The sequence below is a fragment of the Leptothoe spongobia TAU-MAC 1115 genome (assembly GCF_018739885.1).
Classification (GTDB): domain Bacteria; phylum Cyanobacteriota; class Cyanobacteriia; order Phormidesmidales; family Phormidesmidaceae; genus Leptothoe; species Leptothoe spongobia.
The window spans coordinates 236,254-253,947 of the sequence record NZ_JADOES010000003.1 but is presented as its reverse complement, the minus strand read 5'-3'; the positions used below and the strand labels follow the sequence as shown (position 1 = coordinate 253,947).

At 47.9% G+C, this 17,694-nt stretch carries 11 protein-coding genes and 1 tRNA gene; 5 read left to right on the top strand and 7 right to left on the bottom strand.

The window, feature by feature from the left end; genetic code table 11:
- The first annotated feature begins 275 nt into the window (after nucleotides 1–275).
- The gene (locus IXB50_RS02705) at nucleotides 276–1,625 is read left to right on the top strand and encodes a GGDEF domain-containing protein (RefSeq protein WP_215607386.1); all 1,350 of its coding nucleotides are present in this window, start codon (nucleotides 276–278) and stop codon (nucleotides 1,623–1,625) included.
- 18 nt (nucleotides 1,626–1,643) lie between these two features.
- Here the strand turns inward: IXB50_RS02705 and tpiA are convergent, their stop codons facing one another.
- Both tpiA and IXB50_RS02695 read right to left on the bottom strand, forming a co-directional pair.
- A complete protein-coding gene (gene tpiA / locus IXB50_RS02700; RefSeq protein ID WP_215607385.1) occupies nucleotides 1,644–2,369 on the bottom strand; it encodes a triose-phosphate isomerase in 726 nt (241 codons plus the stop codon).
- A 189-nt stretch (nucleotides 2,370–2,558) separates the two neighbouring features.
- On the bottom strand, nucleotides 2,559–4,715 hold the full coding sequence (locus IXB50_RS02695; protein WP_215607384.1) for a polyribonucleotide nucleotidyltransferase: 2,157 nt from the start codon (nucleotides 4,713–4,715) through the stop codon (nucleotides 2,559–2,561).
- 479 nt (nucleotides 4,716–5,194) lie between these two features.
- Between IXB50_RS02695 and IXB50_RS02690 the strand changes: the two genes are divergently transcribed.
- Nucleotides 5,195–6,187 carry an NAD-dependent epimerase gene (locus IXB50_RS02690; RefSeq protein ID WP_215607383.1) on the top strand — a complete coding sequence of 331 codons (993 nt, stop codon included), beginning with the start codon at nucleotides 5,195–5,197 and terminating at the stop codon, nucleotides 6,185–6,187.
- 81 nt (nucleotides 6,188–6,268) lie between these two features.
- Here the strand turns inward: IXB50_RS02690 and IXB50_RS02685 are convergent, their stop codons facing one another.
- Together IXB50_RS02685 and IXB50_RS02680 are read right to left on the bottom strand one after the other, a co-directional pair.
- On the bottom strand, nucleotides 6,269–7,189 hold the full coding sequence (locus tag IXB50_RS02685) for a DUF4349 domain-containing protein (RefSeq protein ID WP_215607382.1): 921 nt from the start codon (nucleotides 7,187–7,189) through the stop codon (nucleotides 6,269–6,271).
- A gap of 150 nt (nucleotides 7,190–7,339) precedes the next feature.
- Nucleotides 7,340–7,422 (bottom strand) — tRNA-Leu (locus IXB50_RS02680).
- A 213-nt stretch (nucleotides 7,423–7,635) separates the two neighbouring features.
- Between IXB50_RS02680 and dnaK the strand changes: the two genes are divergently transcribed.
- Nucleotides 7,636–10,653, top strand: a complete 3,018-nt coding sequence (gene dnaK, locus IXB50_RS02675; RefSeq protein WP_215607381.1) for a molecular chaperone DnaK — start codon at nucleotides 7,636–7,638, stop codon at nucleotides 10,651–10,653.
- A gap of 17 nt (nucleotides 10,654–10,670) precedes the next feature.
- Complete coding sequence (locus IXB50_RS02670; protein WP_215607380.1) at nucleotides 10,671–11,549, top strand: DnaJ C-terminal domain-containing protein; 879 nt, start codon at nucleotides 10,671–10,673, stop codon at nucleotides 11,547–11,549.
- A gap of 5 nt (nucleotides 11,550–11,554) precedes the next feature.
- Here IXB50_RS02670 and IXB50_RS02665 read toward each other — a convergent pair whose 3' ends face one another.
- Nucleotides 11,555–12,139: a thioredoxin family protein gene (locus IXB50_RS02665; RefSeq protein ID WP_215607379.1), complete on the bottom strand. Its 585-nt coding sequence runs from the start codon at nucleotides 12,137–12,139 to the stop codon at nucleotides 11,555–11,557.
- A 201-nt stretch (nucleotides 12,140–12,340) separates the two neighbouring features.
- On the opposite strand from IXB50_RS02665, the gene IXB50_RS02660 reads away from it, so the two are divergent.
- Nucleotides 12,341–13,579, top strand: coding sequence for an AMIN domain-containing protein (locus IXB50_RS02660; RefSeq protein WP_215607378.1), 1,239 nt, complete (start codon nucleotides 12,341–12,343; stop codon nucleotides 13,577–13,579).
- A gap of 32 nt (nucleotides 13,580–13,611) precedes the next feature.
- Here IXB50_RS02660 and IXB50_RS02655 read toward each other — a convergent pair whose 3' ends face one another.
- Both IXB50_RS02655 and IXB50_RS02650 read right to left on the bottom strand, forming a co-directional pair.
- Nucleotides 13,612–15,630, bottom strand: coding sequence for a DICT sensory domain-containing protein (locus IXB50_RS02655; protein WP_215607377.1), 2,019 nt, complete (start codon nucleotides 15,628–15,630; stop codon nucleotides 13,612–13,614).
- A gap of 373 nt (nucleotides 15,631–16,003) precedes the next feature.
- A complete protein-coding gene (locus tag IXB50_RS02650; RefSeq protein WP_215607376.1) occupies nucleotides 16,004–17,464 on the bottom strand; it encodes an ammonium transporter in 1,461 nt (486 codons plus the stop codon).
- Nucleotides 17,465–17,694: the final 230 nt, after the last annotated feature.

Sequence of the window (17,694 nt, the reverse complement as noted above, 5' to 3'; positions counted from 1 at the left end):
TTAATGGCTAACTAGTTTTGCTGTGTCAATCTTGGTTGATGGTTCTGCCCTGGCCGATAGTGCTGAGTTTGTATTTTGCCTGAATATATTTCTATATTTATTTGGGGACTGTCTTGGGGGCATTGATAGGCCATAGGGGGCTTTAATAGGTTCTGTGTCGCTGCAGTGTGTTGTCTGTTGACCGTTAATACATTCTTGGGAGTGTCGATCCAAAAGCTATCAAGAATTGACGGGTGTTGTTGCTGCTTACGCTTTTTTGTCCCTGGACAATTTTTATGTATCACATGTCTTTTAGCCAGGTCTTGACCCAGCTACAGGCACTGTTGTTGAAATTTACAGTGTTATTTGAGCATGGCAGGGCTCGGTCTAGACAAGCATTTGCTGCTCATATTGGGCAACTTAATCAAATTCTCGCACTTCCCCCTAGGATGGCTCATTTCCCTAATTCTGAACATAGTTTGAGCCATACTCAGCAGTTGCAGTTACTATTGCAGCAACAAATTCGTTTACGGGAAACTATTCAGCGTATTCGGCGAATATTGGATGCACAAAATGTCTATCGAGTAGCTGTTCAAGAACTCATGGACTTTGTGAAGGCAGATTGGGTCTTCATTCTGGAACATGGTTCTGGTCGTTTAAGCTCGATGGCGCAAGCGTGTCATCCCATCATTATCGATAACACTATCGCCTTCAACATATATTGTGAGTTGGAGGCAGCCGCAACCGAGTCAGGTATACCACTACCCATGGCTGTCAATGAGCAATTATTACAGCAGCAACCGATATGTCAAAAGTGGTTGAGTCGATATCCCGGTTCTTGGCTGTTGGTGCCTATTCATTTACTGCATGCTCATCAGTTACAGGTACACCCAGCTGATAAGCCATGGGGGTTATTGGCGATTGGTTGTAAAGATGAGGCCATGCGTTGGTCTGCCGTCCAGCAGGAGCAGGTACAAATCCTAGTGGATGAGGTTGCGATCGCGTTAGATCAAAGTCTGAGGTACGAGCAATTAAAACGCGATAGACATGAACTGCAAGCATGGGCGTTAACCGATAGCCTCACAGGACTGGCTAATCGACGTCAGTTTGACCATTATTTTGATGCCGAATGGCAGCGATTAGCCCGTGAGCAGCAACCGCTCACATTGCTCCTGTGTGATATCGACTATTTCAAGCGTTATAACGATTACTATGGTCACCCTACAGGGGATATTTGCTTAGCCAAGGTAAGTGATGTATTGACCAGCTGTATTCGTCGTCCTGCAGATTTAGTGGCTCGATATGGAGGCGAAGAATTTGCTGTGGTTTTGCCTAATACTGATACCGAAGGTGGCCATAGTGTTGCGCAGGCAATTCGGAGGCAGCTGGCTAACGTAGCTATTCCTCACTGCGCCTCTAGTGTGAGGCCATTTGTCACACTTACCATGGGGGTCGCCACGATTGTACCTGGCCGTCAACGAGGCTCCCAGGATCTGCTGCAGGCTGCTGACTTAGCGCTTTATCATGCCAAACAGCAAGGGCGCGATCGCATCTATGTGCATGCTCATTACTGTGTTTATGGCAATGCTCACCTAGATAAGAGAGGCCCAAAGCTAACGCAGTCTGAGCTAGGTCCATTGGCTTAATGTTAGTCAGTGCCTATCTTATTGATAGTTAGCAATGCGGGAAAAGTTGTCCGCGTCCAAACTAGCTCCTCCTACGAGTGCTCCATCAATTTCAGGCTGGGCCATAATTTCATCAACATTCCCTGGCTTGACAGAACCACCGTACTGAATAGGTACATCTTTATTAGCAAGCTGTGAACGAATGAGCCAACATACACGGTTAGCTTCCTCAGAGGCACAAGTATCACCGGTACCAATCGCCCAGATTGGTTCATAGGCAATGATTAATTTGCTTTGATCGATGCCTGCCAATCCTTTTTTAATCTGGCTAACGACATGGGTTTCTGTTTCACCTGCGTCACGCTGCTGTTTAGTTTCTCCAACACAGAGAATCGGAGTGAGGCCTGCTGCTTGCGCTGCTTTTAGCCGTAGATTTACAGTTTCATCGGTGTCTCCAAAGTACTGTCGCCGCTCACTATGACCGACCACCACATAGCGGACCCCAATTTCTGTGAGCATTTCCCCAGAAATTTCCCCAGTGTAGGCACCAGATGACTCCCAGTGTACATTTTGAGCCCCTACCATCACCCGTGAGCCATGGAGTGTTTTAGAAAGTGTGGTCAAGGCTGTAAAGGGAGAACACAGAATAATTTCTCGATGCTCTGGTGTGGCCTCTAGCTGGGGTAAAAAACCATGCAAAAACGCCAAGCTGTCTGCTTGGGTTTTGTGCATCTTCCAATTACCAGCGATAACAATTCTTCGCACAGGTGTTTAATTTCGCTCTCGATAGTGCATGAAGCATCCTACCGAGAAACCTTAACCGAGTGCAAATCGGGTTAATTGATTGACTCAAAGTAGACCCGCCCCTGTGGATGTTGCCAGGGAACCCCTGTAACTTAAAACAGCCGCTGCTGACATTGGCTGCGGCTGTTTTAAACATAGGTAGGAAAACGCTTACTCAGCAGCTAAGCCAGCGGCTTCACGTGCCTTTGAGGCTTCATCTGGATGAATATTGAGGCGAGTAAGATTGACACGGCCACGGCCATCAATCTCTCGAATCTTGATCAGCACTTCTTCTCCAACCGCTACCTCGTCTTCAACTTTATTAACGCGGTAATCTGCTAGCTGTGAAATGTGGATCATCCCTTCTTTGCCAGGGCGATACTCAACAAAGGCCCCGATCGGAATGATGCGAGTGACTTTACCCACATACACATCTCCTGCTGAGGGTTTAAAGGTAATGGCCTCGATCAGTGCTTGGGCCCGTTCAGCTGCTGCTCCATCAACAGAGGAGACAGTGATGGTACCGTCGTCTTGAATGTCAACCTTTGCACCGGTCTCGTCGGTGATGCTCTTAATTTGTTTCCCGCCAGGTCCGATCACCATCCCGATCATTTCTGGATTTATCTTGAATGTCAGGAGCCTAGGCGCATAGGGCGATAGCTCAGTACGAGGGGCATTGATTTCCTCTAACATCTTGGAGAGGATATGTAGTCTGGCAGGCTTAGCCTGATTAATGGCTTCGGCAATGGTCTCCATCGGCAGCCCTGTAATCTTCATATCCATTTGCAAGGCTGTAATTCCGCTATCGGTACCAGCAACCTTGAAGTCCATGTCTCCAAGGAAATCTTCAATGCCCTGGATATCGGTCAAGATACGGACTTCATCGCCTTCTTTGATCAATCCCATGGCGGCACCGCTCACAGGTTTTGATAGGGGGACGCCTGCATCCATTAGGGATAGGGTCGAGCCACATACCGAGCCCATGGAGGTAGAGCCATTGGAAGATAGGACTTCAGACACTACGCGGATCACATAGGGAAAATCAGCCATCGGGGGTAGAACGGGGATTAAGGCACGTTCTGCCAAGGCACCGTGCCCGACTTCACGTCGTCCCGGTGAACGCATGGGCCGAGTTTCTCCCACGGAGTAGGGAGGGAAATTGTAGTGATGTAGGTAGCGTTTTTCCTCATCTGGATGAAGGTCATCTGTCATCTGGGCATCCCCTGGGGTACCCAGGGTGACGACAGACATGACTTGCGTTAGTCCCCGACGGAAAAGGCCGGTGCCATGGACGCGGTTTGGCAAGACCTTAGTCCGACAGGTGATCGGTCTGACTTCGTCGAGCTTGCGACCATCTACGCGTACACTCTCATCAAGGATTTGAGCGCGCATAAGTTTTTTTGTCAGGGATTTATATGCATTCCCGAAAGCTTTGCTATTTTCGGCAACTGCAATGGCGATGGGATCATCTTCAGCTAGTTCAGCCACCTGCTCACTGATTTCAGCTTTGAGACCATCCAGTTTTTCATCCCGTTCAGGCTTGGCTAGCTCGAACTGCTTGAGGATATCTTTGATCCCATCGGTGGCTTTATCAGCTAAAAAGTCTGCCAGAGTGGGAGCTGTTTCTGGAGTAGGTAGACTTACAGGTTCAATACCTAGTTCAGCAATGATATCTTTTTGAGCTTGGATGATATCGCGAACGACCTCATAACCAAAGTCGATGGCTTCAATCACATCCTGCTCGGGTAGCTGGTTGGCCCCAGCTTCAACCATGATCACACCATCGGGAGACCCTGCGACGATGAGGTCCAAATCTCCGTCTTCAATTTCTTTATAGGTGGGGTTAATAATAAAGTCATCACCGATCAGACCAACTCTTACGGCTGCCATCGGACCGTAAAATGGAATCTTGGCTAGGAGAGTTGCAAGGGATGCCCCTGTTGCTGCTAGGACATCGGGGGGGACATCATGGTCCATGGAGACAGTGGTTGCGACGATTTGAATATCATTTCGCATCCATGAAGGGAATAGCGGCCGCATGGGTCGGTCGATGAGGCGGCTAACTAGAGTAGCTCGTTCTGGTGGACGTCCTTCGCGACGTAAAAATCCACCGGGGATACGACCAGCTGCGTAGAGACGCTCTTCGTAATCCACCAATAAGGGCAGAAAGTCGATGCCAGCTCGTGGATCTGACAGGGTAGCTGTCACTAATACAGCGGTTTCGCCAGATTCAATCAAGACGGATCCGCCTGCCTGGGGTGCTAAAAGACCCATCTTAAGTCTAATATCCCGTCCATCAAAGGATATTAACTTGTCAATTTCTTGCATTTACACTTACGTCCTTCTAACTTCTTTCACATTTGTTCTCTGGCAATCCTAGCACTGATGTAGAACAGTTGTTTCCTCTTCAAAAAAGATGCTAGTAGCGTTCCGAAGTTACTTTTTAAATGAAGCTGAATATGTCTGTCTATCAGACCTTATGAGATTACTAGCTCTTCTATGAAAGAGTTCTATGGGCTTTTATGTGGAGCCATATATCCGGCGAAAATCATTTATTTGATCGGGGTAAAGTTTGTAGAAAAACTTAGAAATAGTTTCGTTTTGCTGCATCGCTTTTTAAAACGAACTCTAAACCTTTAGAAAAGTTTTTAACATGATCCTACATTTTGTCTGGTTTCAGGATTTTAGACGTGAATGCATGGGGTTGTTTGGAGTTGGTGATGGGACGGTTGTACTGGCTTCAGGTTTAGGAGCTGTCAGGGGAAAGCTACCCTATAGTAGGCTCGTTCAACGGGATTTAGTTGTATATGAATGTCTTGGTAACAGGTGTAGCTGGCTTTATTGGGTACTTTGTGGCTCAGCGGCTATTGGCTGAGGGGGATGTCGTGTACGGCATTGATAACCTCAACGATTACTATGATGTGTCGCTCAAACAAGACCGCCTCGCGCAATTGTTGCCTCATCCGTCTTTTTCGTTTACGAATTTGGACTTGGCTGCTCGTGACCAGATGATTGCTTTGTTTCAGGAGCAATCCTTTGATCGGGTGATTCATCTAGCGGCTCAGGCTGGGGTGAGGTATTCGCTCAAAAACCCGTATGCTTACGCAGATAGCAATTTAGCAGGCTTTATCCATATTTTGGAAGGATGCCGTCACCATGGTGTGGAGCATTTGGTTTATGCGTCATCCAGCTCAGTCTACGGTGCTAATCGCAAGGTGCCGTTTGCAACTGCGGATAACGTAGATCATCCGGTGTCACTCTATGCTGCGACTAAAAAAGCAAATGAGCTAATGGCCCATTCTTATAGTCATTTGTATAATTTGCCAACGACGGGACTACGCTTTTTTACGGTTTATGGCCCTTGGGGACGACCGGATATGGCTTACTTTAAGTTTGTGGATGCGATCGCAAATAACCGACCTATCCAGGTCTATAACCACGGAAAAATGCAACGTGATTTTACTTATATAGATGATGTCGTTGAAGGTGTCGTTCGGGTGATGCGGCATTTACCCATACCCATAGAAGATGCGACCTTTAATACCACTGCACCTTATAAGCTCTATAACATCGGTAATCATAGCCCCGTGGAGCTAATGCGCTTTATCGAAATTATTGAACAGGCCCTTGGTAAGACGGCGGAAAAAGAAATGATGCCCATGCAGCCAGGAGATGTGACGGCAACCTACGCTGATGTGGCTGACCTCTCGGCTGAAGTAGGTTTTGCCCCCAGCACTCCCCTAGAAGTCGGCATCGAAAAATTTGTGGCTTGGTACAAGGACTATTACGGCCTTTCCTAGGGAGAAACCCGGTTTTTAGTAGGATGAGCTTTCGCACAAAATTCAGGATCTCTATAAAAACCGGGTTTCTGAGAGGAAAACTTAAGCGCTAGGCCTACGCCGAAGGGTGCGATAGCCCAAGACACCAGCAATAGCTACCACTAAAAGATAAGGACTGTAGGCCAGTAACCATAGACCTATCTGCATTAATCCCACCGTTAGGTCTCCTACTGATTGAGTAGCCTCTTGCCAAGTAGCACCAATGGTTTCCCCTAGAGGGCGGCCAATGGGCTGTGAAGCGACAGCGGCTGCCAATGTGAGGTCCACGGTGGAGTAACGTACCTGTGTCTGTAAATTTTGCACACGGGCATCAATTTGTTCGATCTGTTCTCGTACACGACTTAGCTCCCGTGAAACCTCTAAGACATGAGAGATTTCACCAGAACGCTCCATGATTTTGAGTAAAGATTCCTCGGATTTTCGGAGATTACGGAGTCTTGCTTGGGCATCGACGATTTGGGTTGATACATCCTCTGCACTGAGTCCCTGTTGCTGGATGGTCCCAAGTTCCCCTAGAGCTTCTAATAAAGGGTCTAAATTTGCCTGGGGGACTCGAATTCGTAGATACGCTGTGCGATGAATGGCTTCTATCTGATCGTCTTGAAGATCTAAAATATCGCCCTGTTGTGCCCGAATAATTTGTGATGCGTTCTTGAGACCTGCATCAATGGAGTCAACGACTAGGCTGAGTTGCGCCCTTTTAATGAGTTGAGGTTGACCAGCTGTAACGCCAGTGTCATTGGGGGGCTCAACCGGACTGCTAATATCTGCTTCCGCCTCAACGGCATCCTGGGCTGCCCCCTGAGCGGTCAAAATATTGGCTGATTCGGCCACTGCCGTAGACTCCATCGGAGCCTCAGCTTTGAAGCTGGCATCGCTACCGAACTCGTTAGCGGCAGCGCAACTTGCTAAACTAGCGACGGCAACGAGGATTGCTAGACCCGATCTCATTGACTTTGCCATGATTTCTCTTGCTGCTCAATTGGTTTCTTGTGCCTAGTATGAGCGGAGAATTTTGATGGCTGAGTTGGGTTACAGAATTTGCAACCATCCGCTAGAGCCCCGGTTTCTCAAAACAAGAAGCCCGGTTTTTTCAAAAAACCGGGCTTTTAATGCGGATGAAAGGACTTGAACCTTCACGTCACGAAGACACTAGAACCTAAACCTAGCGCGTCTACCAATTCCGCCACATCCGCTTGCGAATTCCATACTATCAGAGAATTCGAACAAGTTATAGTCGGTTCTCTGGAATAGACAATTTTGTCCTAACCAGACCATTATGGTCATGTGTGTATGCGGTTAAGCAGTAGCACAATAGTGGCTTAGACTACTAAGCGACTACTATATATATGGTTATTGTGTAGAAGACGGTTATCGTCACTACAGGCGCAGTGGGAGAAACCTAGCGAATGGGAAAGGTCGTCGGTATTGACCTGGGTACTACCAATTCAGTTGTCTCAGTCATCGAAGGTGGCAAGCCGGTGGTCATTGCCAATGTGGAGGGGATGCGTACGACTCCTTCTGTGGTTGCTTTTAGCAAAGAGGGAGAACGCTTGGTGGGCCAAATGGCCCGGCGACAAACAGTATTAAATCCTCAAAATACGTTCTACAACGTCAAGCGGTATCTGGGTCGGAAATATACGGAACTGAGTTCTGAGTCGAAGCGCGTTCCCTACACCGTGCGCAAAGATGAGGCGGGTAATGTCAAAATCCGTTGCCCTCGATTGGATAAGGACTTTGCGCCCGAGGAAGTATCGGCAATGGTGTTGCGTAAGCTGGCAGAAGAGGCCAGCCGTTATATGGGGCAGCCAGTAACGGGTGCTGTGATTACGGTGCCTGCCTACTTTAATGATGCGCAACGTCAGGCGACTCGTGATGCTGGTCGTATTGCCGGTCTTGAAGTTAAGCGAATTATTAATGAGCCTACAGCTGCTGCTTTAGCCTATGGATTAGAGCAACAGTTTAATCAAACGATTCTAGTATTTGATCTGGGTGGTGGCACATTTGATGTCTCGATCTTGGATGTACGTAATGGTGTATTTGAGGTCAAGTCAACCAGCGGTGATACCCAGCTCGGCGGTGTCAATTTTGATAGTAAAATCGTTGACTGGCTGGCAGATGAATTTTTAGAAATTGAGGGTGTGGATCTGCGCCGTGACCGTCAAGCTTTGCAGCGTCTGACTGAAGCTGCTGAAAAAGCCAAGGTGGAGCTGTCAGGGTTACCCACTGCCGAAATCAACCTACCGTTTATTACGGCGACGGCTGATGGGCCAAAGCATATTGAGAAAAAGCTGTCGCGATCGCACTTTGAAACCCTCTGTGCTGAGCTGATTGGTCGATTGCGTGCGCCGTTGCAGCAAGCTATGCATGATGCTCGCTTATCGCCCTCTCAAATCGATGAGGTCGTACTGGTGGGTGGCTCTAGCCGGATGCCCATGGTGCAGCAGCTGGTGCGGTCGATGCTGAGCAAAGAGCCCAGCCAGAATGTGAACCCTGACGAAGCCGTAGCTGTGGGAGCTGCGATCCAAGCTGGTATCCTCACCGAAGAGGTAAAGGACATCATGCTGCTGGATGTGACGCCATTGTCTTTGGGGCTAGAAACCATTGGCGGTGTCATGAAAAAAGTGATTCCCCGCAACACTACGATTCCGGTGCGTCGTTCGGATGTATTTTCCACGTCTGAAAATAATCAAACCGTTGTTGAAGTGCATGTACTTCAAGGGGAGCGGGAGATGGGCATGGATAATAAATCCCTAGGTCGCTTTAAGCTTATGGGCATCCCGCCTGCCCCCCGTGGAATTCCTCAGGTGCAGGTGTCGTTTGACATTGACGCCAATGGTATTTTGCAGGTGTCGGCCATGGATAAAACCACAGGTCGTGAGCAAAGTATTACCGTTCAAGAAGCTTCGAACCTGTCTGAGGACGATATTCAGCAAATGCTGCGGGAAGCAGAAGAGTTTGCTGATGTAGATCGGGGGCAGCGGGAGCGCATTGAGAAGCGTAATCGTGCTGAGACGCTTACGTTTCAAGCCGAGCGCGCTATGCGCAGTGTTTCCATTGACTTTGGTTTGCAGTTTGCTCGAGATCGCAAGCGTCGCATTGACAATCTAATTCAGGATCTGCGCGATGCTCTCAAACGAGAAGATGAGCGCATGATCGATATGATTCAGTCTGAGTTACAGGATGAACTGTATGAACTCAATCGTGAAGCCTATCTCTACGACGCTGATAACGAAGACGGCAATATCTTTAGCCAAATTGGCGACACCATCAAAAAAGCATTTGACGAAGACGATGATTACTACCGTCGTGACTACGACTGGAATGGTCAAAGCCAGTGGGAGAGTCCCAGCTGGTCTGCTGATCGTCGGGATAACCGCAATGGTTGGGATGATTGGGACGATCGCTGGAGTCGATCACCAATGCGGCAAGGTGGTGCTGGCAATCAGGGATATGATGCTTCCCCACGCAGTGGGTCTGACAATCGTAGTTATGACAATAATTCCTATTATGATCATCAGCAAAATAGTTATGGTCAACCTGCCTATGGCCAAGACCGATATAGGCAAGATCGCTATAACCAGGTGAACCAAAACCCTTATGGTTCCGACATCTATGATGCGCCATCAAAACAGCCTCGCGATGCCTATGGTCCGGCTCGTTCACAGGAGCCCTATGGTCAAGATACTTACAACCAGAAAAATTACGATCAACAGCCTTACGAGCAAGGGGTTGAATATGGCTCAAATAACCAAAATCGCTATGACCTGAGGTCTGACCAACGCCAAAACTACAACCAGGGTAGCTATGAGACTCCTGATTATGGCAATGATCAAAGTCGTGACAGCGTTCCACTTCGTAATCAAGACTGGGAGACTCCTCGTAGAAACGATGCAGGTGTAGGTAAGCCATCGTTTGATCGCCCTTCATCCCAAGACTACGGCACACAGGATTACGGCCAGCAGGGATATGACCAGCAAAGCTATGATCAGCAAAGCTATAACCGGCGTAACAATAGTCAAGAACCCTATGGCCAGCGAGGGGGATATAGTCAGGAATCACCCAGAAATCGTTTCGTTGACGGGCAGCCCTCCGGTGGGCAAGACAACAATCGTCAGGTTTCCTCCTATGCTGATGAGTCACTAGAAAGGGAGTATGGCGGTGATCGTTATGCCTCTTCCGGTTCTGGCTATGCATCCCAATCCTCCAATCGCTATCCGGCTAACGCGGCATCAGAGACTAATCAAGGAAACTCTAGCGCTCCTGTGGATGATGATCCTTGGGCCGATAAACCTACAGATAACCCCAAGGGATCGTCCAGTGCTTCATCCCAGGGATATTCCAGTCATTCTGCTGCTCCTCGGCCACCTAGCGGCACGCCACGTTATAACGAGGATGACTGGGGAGACCAGGACGAAGTCTGGTAAGACAGTCAGTCCCCATTATGCAAAATTTTCGAGACTATTATGAGATTCTTGGTATTGCTCAAGATGCCGATTCTCAATCTATCAAGCAGGCCTATCGACGCCTTGCCCGACAGTTTCATCCCGATCTCAATCCTGGTGATCAAGAAGCTGAGGAGCGATTTAAATCGTTAAGTGAAGCGTATGAAATTCTCTCAGATACATCTCGTAAGACTCAGTACGATGATTATCGTCGCTATTGGCTGCAACAGAAATCTGAGGCGGACTATCGTGATTTAGAAGACTTTAATCGTTTTGTTGATCAGCTGCTCAACCGCCAAGAAGTCTCATCACCCGCTGCTCAACCGCGTCCTAAAGCTTCGACATCTCATACAACCAAAAATTTGCGACGTCGTGATGCAGAAGCATCCTTGCATGTCCCCTTGGAACGGGCATTTCAAGGTGGCACTGAACGAGTGCGGCTTGAAGATGGACGAGCGCTAGAAGTGGATATGCCACCGGGTATGGTGACGGGGCAACGTATTCGTTTACGGGGACAAGGAATGAATGGTGGTGATTTATATCTCAACATTGTTGTTGAGCCCCATCGTTTTTTAAGTGTGCAGGGAACGGATGTAGTGTGCCATTTGCCCATTACTCCTAGTGAGGCTGTATTGGGTGGACAAGTGACTGTGCCCACCCTTGATGGCCCTGTGCAAATGACTATCCCTGCAGGCATTCAGTCTGGGCGCAAGCTACGTTTGGCCGGTAAGGGGTATGGGCGTAATTCAGCGGAACGAGGCGACCAAATTGTCGAAATAGAGGTTGTTGTTCCCAAGCTACTGAGTGATCAGGAAGCCGAACTTTACGAAAAGCTTCGAGCTATAGAATCCTTTAGCCCCAGAGCTAATTTGATGTAGTGTCTCTACACTCCAAAGTAGGCAGGGGCTTGTCCCGGTATCCATTTGATATTACAGCCGATGCTGGGTAGCTGTTCGCTAGAGAGACTTTGTCCTGCCAAAACAGTATCAATAGCTGTCCGTAAATCTTTCCCAGTCACGGGTTTACCATTGCTGGGTCGACTGTTGTCTAGTTGTCCTCGATAGGCCAGTTTGAACATGCTATCAAATAGGAAAAAATCAGGAGTACAGGCAGCAGTGTAGGCTTTTGCCACAGCTTGGTTTTGATCGTAGCAGTATGGGAATTGAAACCCTTGGGTTGCCGCCTGAGTTTTCATATGTTCAGGAGCATCCTGGGGATGAGTTTCAACACTGTTAGCACTGATGGCGATTATCCCTAAGTCTTGGTTGATATAGTCTTGACCTATCTTTGCGAGTTCCTGCTCCACATGTTTGACAAAGGGGCAGTGCACGCAAATAAACATGACTAGTAATGCCTTGCTGGTTGCGAAGGTCTCCAGCGTAATTGTGTTACCAGAGGTAACATCTGTTAATTGAAATGCTGGAGCTTTAGTTCCAAGTGCCAGCATTGTGGACTCAACCATTACCATGGCAAATACCTCACCGTGTCCTTATGAAACTGAATCTAGAGCATCAGGCTGTGTCTAGCCCCCAAATGCCATAGCGGACATTACCAGAGCGGATAGTAATAGACCAGGACTTAATAGCAAAACGAGTGTTAATAGCTCATGCATTTCCATAGAGGTTCGTTCCTTATAGTCGGGTGAGTTGATTATTTGACTGTCCCTATCATGGCGGATGAATCCCCAGGATGGGGGGAATTTTTATCAAAAATATGGGTCATTCTTGACAAAGTGCCGTATGCTTTAACCTTTAATCGAGTCATTAGCGTTCTGCAGGTCAATCCTATGGGGTTTAAGCACCGTTTGCATCATTGGTTGGGAGGGAGTTTTGCTAGTCTAGCGCTCACTATGTCACCAGCTGTAGCAGAGGATCTACAAAATTGGTCTTTTGACGTGACCAATAGTGAACTGACATTTTCCCTATCGGATACTGTTTTTCCTGAATTTTTCCTACTATCAGAGCCACCACGTTTGGTGCTGGATATTCCAGAGACGGAAATTGGGAATATAGAACCGGAACAAATATATAGCGGAGCTGTGCAATCGATTCGGGTGGCGCAGCATACACCGGAACAAGTGAGGGTTGTGATTGAGCTGTCTCCTGACATTGTTTTAGCCTCGGATCAGGCTGATATTCAGTTTGATGACAGTGCAGATGGTCAACGACATTGGCGTTTCCGACCCCTGATTGCGGATGGCATGAGTACAGTGGCGGTTGATTCGATAACTGACTCCACTGCGCCAGACCTAAATTCCAGTAATAGTCTTAGTGTGTCAGCGGCTAATCTGGAGCTATCTCCACAACGGTCTACTTCAACTCCTTTGCCGATTGATCCGTATGATGCTGCGTCTTCGACGAGCGTGGTGAGTGTGCCCCCGCTAGAAGATACACCAACTGTCACTGTGGAAGTATCTCCATCACCGACGTTAGATGTTGCGGCGGTTCCGGATTTACCACCGATGACAGTACCAGACCTTGAGGAGCCTACTAGTCTGCCGGACATTAGTGTGCAGCCTGATACTGTCAATACAACTGAGCCACTCAACCCAGATCGGTCGCCGTTGCCAAAGATTGAGGCGACTGTCAGCGGGGATAGCCTGACTACGGATACTCTGGAAGATTCACTTCCGGTAGAGAGTGATGATGTTGTCAATGCAGATCCCTTGGAGAACTCTGAGACTGCTGAAGTGGCGGTTGTATCTGAACCACCTATCCAGCCTACAGAGACAGTGTTAGCTCCAGTTGAGGTGTCTTCTTCTATTCCCGATCCACAACTGTCTCGTGTCGAGAGTCGTTCTGCGCCAGCTCCGCAGACGATTCAACAACCTGCAGCTACTCGTACGATTATGCAAACTGACGTTCCTAAACCGCTGACATTTGGACAACCGTTGCCAATTAATAACTAAAGACTAAAGTCGATGCGATGTTTGGCCAATGATTAGACAGATATTTTTTTAGAGCGTGGTGATTTCAGACCTTTGCTCTTTCTAGGTTTCTGTGTTAGTTGTTGAGTCGATATGGGCAGAGTGAAGTGAATTTGCGTTCCCTGGTCTTTGCCTTTGGACATAGCCCAAATTTTCCCGCCTTGGGCCTCCACAATTTGACGGCAAATGGCCAGTCCTAGACCAGTACCTCCAACCGATCGTCGGAGTGCTCCTTCTTCCTGATAAAAACGCTCAAAGACAGTTTCTAAACGTTCAGGTTCAATGCCTCGGCCACTGTCGTTGACAGAGACTTCTACTAGGGCGTTATCTTTAACGATTGCTTGGATCGAGATATTACCGTCAACTGCTGTAAATTTGCAGGCGTTATCTAGAAGTTTGGTCAAGACCTCAACAATCCATTCGCCATCTCCACGAATCAATGGTAATTCATCTGGTATGTCAACCGTGATGTTGGAGCAATTGGTACTTGCCCGACGACTGCTCAGAGCTAAGGCAATACATTCACTTAAGGAGAGGGATTCTAGATTCCATTCGATACGACCACTTTCTAGACGCGATAGGGTGAGAAAGTCTTGGACTAGTCGTTGCATCCGTTCAGAATCTTCCATGGCAGTTTGCAGCATGACGTGGCGCATATCTGCTGGCATGTCTGGTTCTGTAAACATGCTTTCGAGGCAAACTTTTATGGTTGAAAGCGGTGTGCGTAACTCGTGGCCAGTGATGGCAATTAGATTGCTGCGGGTTTGTTCTAGGGCTTCTAGTTGCTGGTTCAGTTTTTCTAGATTGGCATAAGCCTCGGCTTGAATAACGGCGACGCTGAGTTGGGCTGCAACGGCTTCAACCAGGCTAATATCGTGATTACTCCAAGGCTGGGGCTGGGATTTGCATTGGTGGAGCTCGATCATGCCCAGCAGACGTTCTTGGTAAATGAGAGGTACGAGCAAACAACCACTAATCTCCCACTGGTCGAATAATGCCTGGATATTGGAGGCATCTTCAATCTGGCTTTCTTGTTCCTCAATGGGCGTGTTGCGTAGATATAAGAGTGATTCTTGTTGACGATTGACGGTTTGAAATAGAGGATTTTCTAATAAAGGCCAAGCCTTGTCTTTGAGAGAGGGCACGTCTGGTTGTCGAAATTCGTGCTGAATATCAATAGTATTGGCGTGACTACTGCGATAAATAATGCAGCGACAGGTGGATATTTCTTGCCCGAGTTCGTGGGTTGCGATCGCAAACACCTCAGTTGGGTTTAACGACTGACGAATCGCTGCCGTAATCGAATTAATCAAACGTTCTCGATTTTCCTGAGCCGCCATGGTTTTATAAGCCTTCAGTAGCTTATATTGGCTCGCTTGTACATAAGTCACCAACCGTTGAGCAAAGGGATAGGACTCAGCTATTTCCTCTTTATAAGCATCACTTTGGATGACATCCGCTGGCAAAAATTGAGTCTGGGCTTGGGTGATTTTATTGACTAAATCGGGCCGATAAGTTGCCATTCGCTGGAGCAAAATATAAGCCGCCTGCTCGCACACATGGCGATTTAGAGTCCAAATCCCTTCAAAACGTCGACTCTGGTCAAGATCAGGAGCCCCGCTTAAAACCTTAGGTTTCTGAGAAATTTGACTATGCTCACGGCAGATTAAACAAGCCGTATATTGTTCACCTAAGACCACCAGATGCCATTCATGGACCAGAGCATCATCTTTGTCAAAAGCAATGGTTTCGTGGTGAGCTGCTCCATCAGCATCTGCAAATTTAGTATCAGCTGCGGCTAAGACATAAATTTGTGGCGTAATTTCTGCTAGACGGAGATAGCGATGAGCTTCTTGGCGATAAAAGCGTTCCTGCTGAAAGCTAGCAATCATCAAGGGGCGATCATTGCCTGCTAATACCTGATCTTCCATCGCATGGGAAAGAGCCGTCAGCGATGTTTTGAAATACATTTGTGGTCTTAATTTGGGTAAGACCGCAAGCAACGCGTCTAGAACTGAAGCCGGATTGCCCATTCACCTTACGATTTTGATTGATGCTACAGCGAGTTTCCTGGGCCCATTAGAAGACTCACATGCTCAATTGGCTAGGTGACTAGCGTTGACCATGGGTTCCTCTGTGCTAACTAATTGAGCTGTTGCTAACCCATGTGCTCAACTGCCCCAACCTTATCAGTGCCTAGGCAGGCTGCGCAGGAATTGTAACTAAGCTTAGGGGAAATGAATTAATGTACAGCGGGCGGTGGGCCATCAGAGGCACGTTTTGAACTCAGTGAACTTATGGCTCAATCAGGAGAGGGGGCAATTTTCCTAGGAAAATTGCCCCCTCTATAAGCATGATGTCTTTAGCTCTCAGGCCTTTTGACAAAATTGCAGGTAACTTAGTTTCCTAAGCAACGCCGCCCATGTCGCTAGTGTCCTTAAGGAAACCGCTGTAAGCTTCCATGCCATGCTCACCAATATCCAAGCCCTTGAGCTCTTCTTCGGCAGCAACACGCAGACCAAAAGCGGATTTCAGAATAGTCCAAACAACAGCGCTGAAGACAACAGTAAACAAACCAATTGCAACGATGCCGATAATCTGAGAAATCAGCTGTTGAGGGCCTCCACCGTAGAAGAGGCCAGCAGACTTATCAAACAGACCCACAGCTAGCGTGCCCCACATACCGCAAACCAAGTGTACGGAAATGGCACCTACAGGATCATCAATCTTGATACTGTCAAAGAAACCAACGGAGAAGACAACTAATACACCAGCAATTAAACCGATGATTACTGCGCCAAAGAAGCCGACACCAGCACAGCCAGCAGTAATACCGACTAGTCCAGCCAATATGCCGTTGATGATCATAGAAAGATCCGGCTTGCCACTCATTAGCCATGCAGTCACTGTTGCCGCAACACCACCAGCAGCAGCAGCTAGGTTAGTGGTAACCGCAATGTAAGGGACTGCAGCATCAGCAGCTAGTTCAGAACCAGGGTTAAAACCAAACCAACCGATCCAGAGAATCAAACAACCAAGAGTTGCAATACTCATGTTGTGGCCGGGGATGGCATTGATTTGACCGTCTTGGTATTTACCAATACGGGGGCCAAGGATAGCTGCACCTGTAAGAGCTGCCCATCCACCAACGGAGTGCACAACAGTTGAACCGGCAAAGTCGGAGAAACCACCTGTGGGTAGAGCACCTAACCAACCGTTCCCAGACCATACCCAGTGACCAGTAATGGGGTAAGAAATCGCTGTTAGCAAGATGCTAAAGATAACGAAGTCTACGAACTTGATCCGTTCTGCAACCGCACCAGACACGATAGTGGCTGCGGTACCTGCAAAAGCCGCCTGGAATAAGAAGAACACAGGGGCTGTTAAATTGCCTGCAAAGGGATCTTCAGCTGTTGTACCTGACAGGAAGAAATTACCCATACCAAAGACGGGATTAGCCTCATTGAACATGAGACCAAAACCGATTGCCCAGAAGGACAAGGTCGCTAAGGCAAAAACAATTAAATTCTTGGAAAGGATATTGACAGCGTTCTTCTGGCGGCAGAATCCGGTTTCTAACATCCCGAAACCAGCGTTCATGAAAATCACCAGGATCGCTGCAATCAGCACCCAGATGTTATCTAAAACAAATTGAACGTTTTCAGCAGTGATGGCATCGTCCTGCGCATGGGCTGCTGTATTCCAGGTGGCAACAATGACCAGTGCCAGAGGTATACACGCTAACCACGCCCAAGAAAAGCTTCTACCAAAAAAGCGCTTAGCCATTTGATCAAATGGTGGCGCATAGGTATCCCAGACAGACGACTTCCGTCGTTTCGCCTTGCGGCTGACATTTAGACTAGACATCTCAACAGACGTTCCTACAACACAATCCAATCAACTCAAACTCACTTTCGTAGGTGTTACCTAGACAGTGAAGTCTTTGTGTGAGGGGACCTTGACAGTTCAAGATACTCAATGACCGGCAATGGGGCTTAATTAAGGAGGTGATATAACAAAACCAGCTGTTGGGAATACTCTTATAAGCATTAAGGCATTCACCAGCTAGCTGACTCGGTTCACACCACACACGGTTA

Excerpts from the sequence above, each read along its gene's own strand:
- IXB50_RS02705 (WP_215607386.1), top strand. The coding sequence starts at position 276 with ATGTATCACATGTCTTTTAGCCAGGTCTTGACCCAGCTACAGGCACTG.
- IXB50_RS02695 (WP_215607384.1), bottom strand. The coding sequence starts at position 4,715 with ATGCAAGAAATTGACAAGTTAATATCCTTTGATGGACGGGATATTAGA.
- IXB50_RS02690 (WP_215607383.1), top strand. The coding sequence starts at position 5,195 with ATGAATGTCTTGGTAACAGGTGTAGCTGGCTTTATTGGGTACTTTGTG.
- IXB50_RS02685 (WP_215607382.1), bottom strand. The coding sequence starts at position 7,189 with ATGGCAAAGTCAATGAGATCGGGTCTAGCAATCCTCGTTGCCGTCGCT.
- dnaK (WP_215607381.1), top strand. The coding sequence starts at position 7,636 with ATGGGAAAGGTCGTCGGTATTGACCTGGGTACTACCAATTCAGTTGTC.
- IXB50_RS02670 (WP_215607380.1), top strand. The coding sequence starts at position 10,671 with ATGCAAAATTTTCGAGACTATTATGAGATTCTTGGTATTGCTCAAGAT.
- IXB50_RS02665 (WP_215607379.1), bottom strand. The coding sequence starts at position 12,139 with ATGGTAATGGTTGAGTCCACAATGCTGGCACTTGGAACTAAAGCTCCA.
- IXB50_RS02660 (WP_215607378.1), top strand. The coding sequence starts at position 12,341 with ATGGCGGATGAATCCCCAGGATGGGGGGAATTTTTATCAAAAATATGG.
- IXB50_RS02655 (WP_215607377.1), bottom strand. The coding sequence starts at position 15,630 with ATGGGCAATCCGGCTTCAGTTCTAGACGCGTTGCTTGCGGTCTTACCC.
- IXB50_RS02650 (WP_215607376.1), bottom strand. The coding sequence starts at position 17,464 with ATGTCTAGTCTAAATGTCAGCCGCAAGGCGAAACGACGGAAGTCGTCT.